The organism is Mammaliicoccus sp. G-M28, assembly GCF_022386595.1.
In the GTDB taxonomy this organism is placed as follows: domain Bacteria; phylum Bacillota; class Bacilli; order Staphylococcales; family Staphylococcaceae; genus Mammaliicoccus; species Mammaliicoccus fleurettii.
Genome location: NZ_JAJNIF010000007.1, coordinates 97,568 through 104,861, shown reverse-complemented (window position 1 = coordinate 104,861; position 7,294 = coordinate 97,568). Strand labels below are relative to the sequence as shown.

Sequence of the window (7,294 nt, the reverse complement as noted above, 5' to 3'; positions counted from 1 at the left end):
ATTAACTCGGCAATTAATCTAAGAGATGAGGTAAGTTGTAGATTAACTCGGCAATTAATCTAAGAGATGAGGTAAGTTGTAGATTAACTCGTTAGTTAATCTAAGAGATAGGGAAAGTTGTAGATTAATTCGTTAGTTAATCGAAGAGATTGAATAATAATATTTAATTTATCAAATATTATTATTTTGAATTTTTTTGATAAAAGTATACTATTTCCCCCTTATTATCTAGTATATCGTCATAAATAGATATGTAATAAATAATTAAGTGTACTTCATAAAACTATATAAATATAGTTAAATATTTCCTTAACATTACTTATATAGTTAAAAATTCACTTGTCATGTGGGTTTGATTATTTTTTGAAATATTATATCTACAGTATGTGAGGAGGTACTAAGTGCTAGTTGTAAATATTTATTTTTAGTTATTAAAAAGATATTGTTGTATACCTTTTTACTTTTAATTTATATTTACACTATGTTATATTTGTATATGTAAGGGCTTACATTTTGTTGGGGAGGTCTTTTATGGATTGATTGTAATAATGAGAGATAGGGGATAATGGTATGCAAATTGCTTCGTTCGATGATTTAAAAGATATAGTTAAAACTGGTGATGTCATAGCACTTGCTGCTTTATCGGTAAGTAATTTACCAGCTAATGTTTTAAAACATATTGTTAATGCCCATGATAAATTTGGAAATATTGATGATTTAACATTTATGTTAGCTAATGATATAAGCGATTATCGTGGTGATGGATATGATCTAGATTCTTTTGTTAGTAGAGGTATGGTTAAACGTCTTATTATGAGTATTATTATTGGTTCGCCTAAAACAATTGAGGCAATCAAAGACAATGATTTAGAAGCATATTTCGTTCCACAAGGTCTATTAGCTACTCACTATAGAAATTCATCAAATAAGTTTCCAAACATGATTTCTAAAATAGGGTTACACACTTCTGTGGATCCAAGATACTCTGGCGGAAAAGTGAATGAAATGACTAAGGAAGATATTGTTTCTTTATTAGATATAAATGGTGAAGAATTTTTACAATATGATTTTCCTAAAGTTGATGTTGCTTTGCTTCGTGGTACATACGCTGATAACGAGGGGAATATTTATATGCACCAAGAAGCACATCTAGGTGAAGGATACGGTGTTGCTTTAGCTGCTCATCAAAATGGTGGGAAAGTGGTTGTCCAAGTTAAAGAAATTGTACAACATGGCAGTTTTAAACCAACTGAAGTATTTATACCTGGAGAACTTGTGGATTATGTATTTATAAATGATGACCCGAAACTTCATAGACAAACAATTCAACATTATTACAATCCGGCAATATCTGGTGAGTACAAAGTGCTCAGCATGCCTGAACCAGTTAATAAATTCAGTACTCGAAAAGTGATATTAAGACGTGCTGCTCAATTTTTAAATGAAGGAAATGTTGTAAGTATTGGTTTTGGTATAAATAACGAACTTTCTAATTTATTAGTTGAGGAAAAAGTAGAAAAATCTGTACAGCTGAATATAGATACTGGTGTATTTGGTGGCATGATTGGCAGTGGTCAAAACTTTGGTTTGAATTACAACTTAGATGCTAAAATGCGACATGAAATGACATGGGATTTTATTTATAACGGTGGTTTAGACATCGCTTACTTGAGCTTTGCTGAAGTTGATCAGTTTGGCAATGTCAATGTTTCAAAATATGGCGATAGAATGAATGGTTGTGGGGGATTCATCGACATAAGCCAAACTGTTAAGAAAATTGTATTCTCGGGAACAATGGTAGTCGGAAGTCAGGCTACTTGCAATAATAAAGAATTAGTTATTGAACAAGAAGGACACTCGAAAAAGTTTGTTGAAAATGTGCATAATATGGATTTCAATGCATCTTATGCTAAAGAATTAGGGCAAGAGATTTATTATGTAACTGAACGTGCTGTATTCCAATTAACTGATGATGGACTGAAATTGATTGAAATAGCTGCTGGGTTAGATTTAGAACGGGATATACTAGCAAACTTAGCATTTCAACCAATCATTGCTGATGAACTTAAAGTGACAGATCAGAATATTTATCAAGAAAATTGGGGAGGATTACATCAATACATTAAAGGCAATGGTTCAAACAAATAAGGGGGTAGTTTAATATGAATTACGATTGGATTAAAACAAGAGCGCATTATGATGAGGAAAAGGCAGCAATTATCGATCCATTAAAAGGTACAAAGTGGAGTTATCAAGAGTTGAATATTCGTGCTGAGAACTTAGCAAATCATCTTCAAGAACAAGGCGTTCAAAAAGGGGACGTTGTTGGTATATTCGCTCCAAATGATGTCGCATTATTAGATTTATTATTCGCTTCATTTAAAATGGGTGCAGTATACTTTCCGATGAACTGGAGACTTAATTCAAAGGAAATTGAAAGTGTAATAGAAGATTCTGGTGTTAAACTAATATTTTATGCCAATCGACATTTAAGTAGCTTAGAAGGTATTGCGGATGACTATTTGCATTTGGATATCGATTCACCAGAATATGATGAAGTTGTAAACCCTAAGAATCACAAACCTTTCAATACAGTAGATGTTGAAGGTGACGAGTTAGCTTCATTGATGTATACAAGTGGTACAACTGGTATGCCAAAAGGTGTCATGTTCACATATGATTCATTTACTGCAAATGGTATTAATACAGTTCTTACTTATAAAATCAATTCAGATTTCGTATCAATTGTTTCATTGCCAATGTTCCATGTATTTGGACTTAATGATTTAGTGTTACCGTTGTTAATGTCTGGTGGTTCGCTTGTATTACATCGATACTTTGAGGGTGAACAACTTAATGACTTAATGGCTGAATATAAACCTAATTACTTATCGCTTATACCAACTATGTATTATGCGATGTTAGTTGCACCGAACTTTAATCTGAAAAATTTTGATAATATAGATTTTCTTGTTCAAGGTGGATCAGCACCATTACCAGGCGTTCAGAAAAAATTTGAGAGCATGGGTTTAAATATCATTAATGGTTATGGATTAACTGAAGCACCGCTTGCATTACTGAATACACCGTCTAATTCTCTTAAAAAGCCTATGAGTATTGGTAAAGCAGTAATGTACGTTGATTTGAAATTATTTGATGAGAAGTTTAATGATGTAGAAGTAGGAGAAATCGGTGAATTAGCAATTAAAGGTAAACAGGTAACGCCAGGTTATTGGCATAAACAAGAAGAGACTGACAAGAATTTTCATGATGGTTACTTCTTAACAGGAGATCTTGCACGAATAGACGAAGATGGCGATATCTTTATCGTAGACCGTCGTAAAGAATTAATTATTACAGGTGGAGAAAATGTACTACCATCTGAAGTAGAAACAGTGCTTTCAGATCATCCACTTGTTGCACAATGTGTAGTTGTTGGATTTGAAAGTGAGAAATTTGGAGAATCGGTTTCAGCTGCAGTATTGCTAACTGAAAAGGATCCTGATTTTGAAGAAAAGTTAGATAAACATATGAGAGAGCATTTAGCGAGTTACAAAGTTCCTAGAATGTATTTATCAGTTACTAAGATGCCTTTAACAGCAACATCTAAACCTAATAAATTAGAAGTTAAAGAAATGATGAAGAGAAAAGCTGAAAAATTAAATAATAAAGAGGACTGATCATAGTCTGAAAAATTTTTAAATAATAATGTAAGCGCTTTAATAATATATGGAGGTCATAGATATGCCAACAAAATTAGAGATGTTAAAAGAAATATTTCCAGAAGATATATTGAATATTTCAAAAGATTTAACTGAAGGTGAAGTAAAGTTTTTAAAACAACTTAATGATTTATTAGAAGAAAAATATCGTCCGACTATTAATGAACATTGGGTAAACGCTACTGTACCAGAAGACTTCTTTGATGATATGGGGAAATTAAACTATTTCCAAAATCCATTATTATTTGAAGGCCGTGAAGGTGCTAAAACGACGAGTCAATTATTCCAATTTTTCTTATCTTACGTTGTAGCTAGATTTGACGTATCTTTAGTTACATTATTAGGTGTACACCAAGGATTAGGTCATAATTCATTCTTGTTCGGTGGTAGTAAAGAACAAATTGAATACTATATTCCTAAGTTACAATCACATGAATTAAGAACATGCTTTGCTTTAACAGAGCCAGAACATGGATCGGATGTAGCAGGTGGTCTTGAAACGACAGCAAAACGTGTAGGTGATAAATGGATTTTAAATGGTGAGAAGAAATGGATTGGCGGTGCGAATTTAGCTGATGTTATGCCTTTATATGCTGTAGATGTTGAAACAGGTAAACCAAAAGGATTCATCGTTAAACCTGAACAAAAAGGTGTAGATATTAAAGTTATAGAGAATAAAATCGCATTAAGAATTATTCCGAACACTATTATTAAGTTAGAGAATGTAGAAGTTGAAGAAGACCAAAGACTTCAAAATATTAATGGCTTTAAAGATATAGCAAGAATACTTTATTCAACGCGTGCTGGCGTAGCATACATGGCAACTGGAGCTATGGCAGGTGCATTACGTGCAACACTTGATTATGTAACAGAGCGTAAACAGTTCGGTAAAGAAATTAGTAAATATCAATTGATTCAAGAGAAATTAGCAATGATGCAAGGTAATTTATCTCACTCAATGGCAATTTGTGCACAACTTGCAAGAATGCAAGAGCATGGTGAATACGATGAAGTAGCCACTTCAACTGCCAAAATGATGAATTCCCTTAGATTAAGAGAATCAGTCGCAATGGGTCGTGGTATTACTGGTGGTAACGGAATATTAGCAGAATATGACATTGCGAGATTCTTCTCAGATGCAGAAGCAATTTACACATATGAAGGAACACATGAAATTAATGCATTAGTCATTGGACGTGCATTGACTGGCGATTCTGCATTTATTTAGTCTAACTAAATGACACAATATAATCTCAGAATAAATTAATTTGGAGGACTTTTTATGACGATAAATAAAGCAACCGTTCTAGGTGCAGGTACTATGGGTAGCCAAATTGCTGCACTATTAGTTAACGCAGGTTTAAAAGTAAAATTATTAGATATAGTAATAGATGAAAAAGATCCAAATAAAATTTCTAAAAAAGCATATGACGTAATAACAGATGCTAAAAGACCATTATTATTTGATTTAGAATTTGCATCAAATTTATCTTATGGCAATTTCCAAGATGATTTAACTGGTGAAGATGATGCAGATATTTATATTGAAGCGGTGAAAGAAGAATTAGATATTAAGCATCAAGTATGGAAACAAGTTACTCAAGTAGCAAAAGATAGTGCAGTATTTGCTACAAATACTTCAGGTATTCCGATTGAAGCGATTTCTAAAGCTTTTGATAAAAAAGATAAAGAACGATTTTTAGGACTACATTTCTTTAATCCGCCTCGTATTATGAAATTAGTAGAGGTTATCCCTAATAGCAATACTTCAGATGCAATAGTTGAAAGAACTCAAGTATTTGTAGAAGAAGTATTAGGTAAAGGTGTAGTAGTTGCAAACGATGTGCCAGGCTTTGTTGCAAATAGAGTGGGTACTCAAACGATGAACGATATTATGTATCGTGGTGAAGATCAAGGATTCTCAATTACTGAAGTAGATGCTTTAACTGGAAGAGCAATTGGTAGACCTAGTACTGGAACATACGGTTTGTCAGATTTAGTAGGTTTAGACATTGCGGTTGCTGTTACAAGTGGTCTGCAAAAAGTACCAGAAGAAAAACCTTACTTTAAAGATACAAAAATTGCAGACACACTTATTAAAAATGGTTCGTTAGGTCGTAAAACAAAACAAGGTTTCTACAAAAAAGATAAAAAAACGAGACTAGTTTATGACATTGATTCAAATGAATATGTTCAACCTGAACAACCTAAATTTGAAATACTAGCAAAATTCGGCAAAGACTTACAATCGAATTTAGATGTAATCTTTAATGCTGAAGATGATGCAGGTAAATTCTTATGGGAAACATTAAGAAATAATTTCTATTATTCTGCAATTAACGTTCCTAAAGCTGCATCAGACTTTAAAGATATAGACCGTGCACTTGTATGGGGATTCAACTGGAAAAAAGGGCCGTTCCAACTTTGGGACTTAATGGGATTTGAACGCGTTAAAACAAGAATGAAAGAAGAACTTGGTGAATTACCTGAATGGATTGAACAACAAAACGGTTCATTCTATAAGGAAGATGAAACAATCGAACGCGTAACACCTACTTCAGCTTTTGTAGACCGAGAAGTTTGGAATAGAGAAGATTCTAATTTATCAGTAGCCAATAAAGATCAATTATTACTTAAAATACAAAGTAAAAATAATATTATCTCTGATGGCTTTGCAAGTGATTTAATTGAGTCTATCGATTTATTAGAACAAGAAGATTATACAAGTATGGTCATATACGCTGATGGAAACAACTTTAGTGTAGGAGCAAACTTATACTTAATGAAAAAAGCGCACGAAAGCAAAAAAGTAGAAGAGCTTGTTGGACCTGCAATTGATAAACTTCATGAAAGTTTCGGTAGAATGAAATATTCACTTAAACCTATCGTAACAGCTATACACGGTAGAGCATTAGGTGGTGGTTGTGAAATTGTATTACACTCACCATTTATAGTTGCAGCGAGTGAAACATATATTGGTTTAGTTGAAACAGGTGTTGGCTTATTACCTTCAGGTGGAGGATTAGCTGAGTTTGTAGACAGAACATTACGAACTGATCACAAAAATGATGATAAACAAGAATCTATTTCTAAAGTTCTTATGAATGTAGGTTTAGCTAAAGTTTCTACAAATGCATATGAAGCTAAGAAATATGGCTATTTAAGAGACATTGATACAATTATTTTCAAAAAAGAAAAACGTGTTGAAGTGGCACTTAATAAAGCACGTTATGAATCTGAAACAAACTATGTACCTAAACCTAAAGCTCAATATCCAGCATTAGGTAGAGATTTCAAAGCGTTAGCTCAAGCTCAATTAGATGCTCAACGAATCGGTCACTTTATTAGTGATTATGATTATGAAATCACTTTAAAAGTAGCTCATATACTTTCAGGTGGCGATTTACCACGTAATACGTATATCAATCAAAGATATATTCAAAAGCTTGAAAGAGAAGGTTTCTTATCACTTTTACAAAACGAAAAAACTTATGATCGTATTTCGCACATGCTAGAAAAAGGAAAACCTTTACGTAACTAATGAGTAGCTGAATAAGAGAGGATGGATATCA

General features: G+C 32.7%; 4 protein-coding genes. All 4 read left to right on the top strand.

What is annotated here, in order from left to right; all coding sequences use genetic code 11:
- The first annotated feature begins 570 nt into the window (after positions 1-570).
- The 4 genes from fadX to fadB all read left to right on the top strand — a co-directional run bounded on the left by fadX (position 571) and on the right by fadB (position 7,263).
- On the top strand, positions 571-2,148 hold the full coding sequence (fadX, locus tag LQ609_RS08230; protein WP_208143498.1) for a fatty acid degradation protein FadX: 1,578 nt from the start codon (positions 571-573) through the stop codon (positions 2,146-2,148).
- 14 nt (positions 2,149-2,162) lie between these two features.
- Positions 2,163-3,680, top strand: a complete 1,518-nt coding sequence (fadD, locus tag LQ609_RS08225; RefSeq protein ID WP_078357426.1) for a long-chain-fatty-acid--CoA ligase FadD — start codon at positions 2,163-2,165, stop codon at positions 3,678-3,680.
- Between the two features lie 64 nt (positions 3,681-3,744).
- Positions 3,745-4,950 (top strand): acyl-CoA dehydrogenase FadE, encoded by a 1,206-nt coding sequence (fadE, locus tag LQ609_RS08220; protein ID WP_239734574.1) that lies wholly within the window; start codon positions 3,745-3,747, stop codon positions 4,948-4,950.
- A gap of 54 nt (positions 4,951-5,004) precedes the next feature.
- Positions 5,005-7,263, top strand: a complete 2,259-nt coding sequence (gene fadB / locus LQ609_RS08215; RefSeq protein ID WP_239734573.1) for a 3-hydroxyacyl-CoA dehydrogenase/crotonase FadB — start codon at positions 5,005-5,007, stop codon at positions 7,261-7,263.
- Positions 7,264-7,294: the final 31 nt, after the last annotated feature.

What these genes read in the sequence shown, in the direction of transcription:
- fadX (WP_208143498.1), top strand. Translation starts at nt 571, where the DNA reads ATGCAAATTGCTTCGTTCGATGATTTAAAAGATATAGTTAAAACTGGT.
- fadD (WP_078357426.1), top strand. Translation starts at nt 2,163, where the DNA reads ATGAATTACGATTGGATTAAAACAAGAGCGCATTATGATGAGGAAAAG.
- fadE (WP_239734574.1), top strand. Translation starts at nt 3,745, where the DNA reads ATGCCAACAAAATTAGAGATGTTAAAAGAAATATTTCCAGAAGATATA.
- fadB (WP_239734573.1), top strand. Translation starts at nt 5,005, where the DNA reads ATGACGATAAATAAAGCAACCGTTCTAGGTGCAGGTACTATGGGTAGC.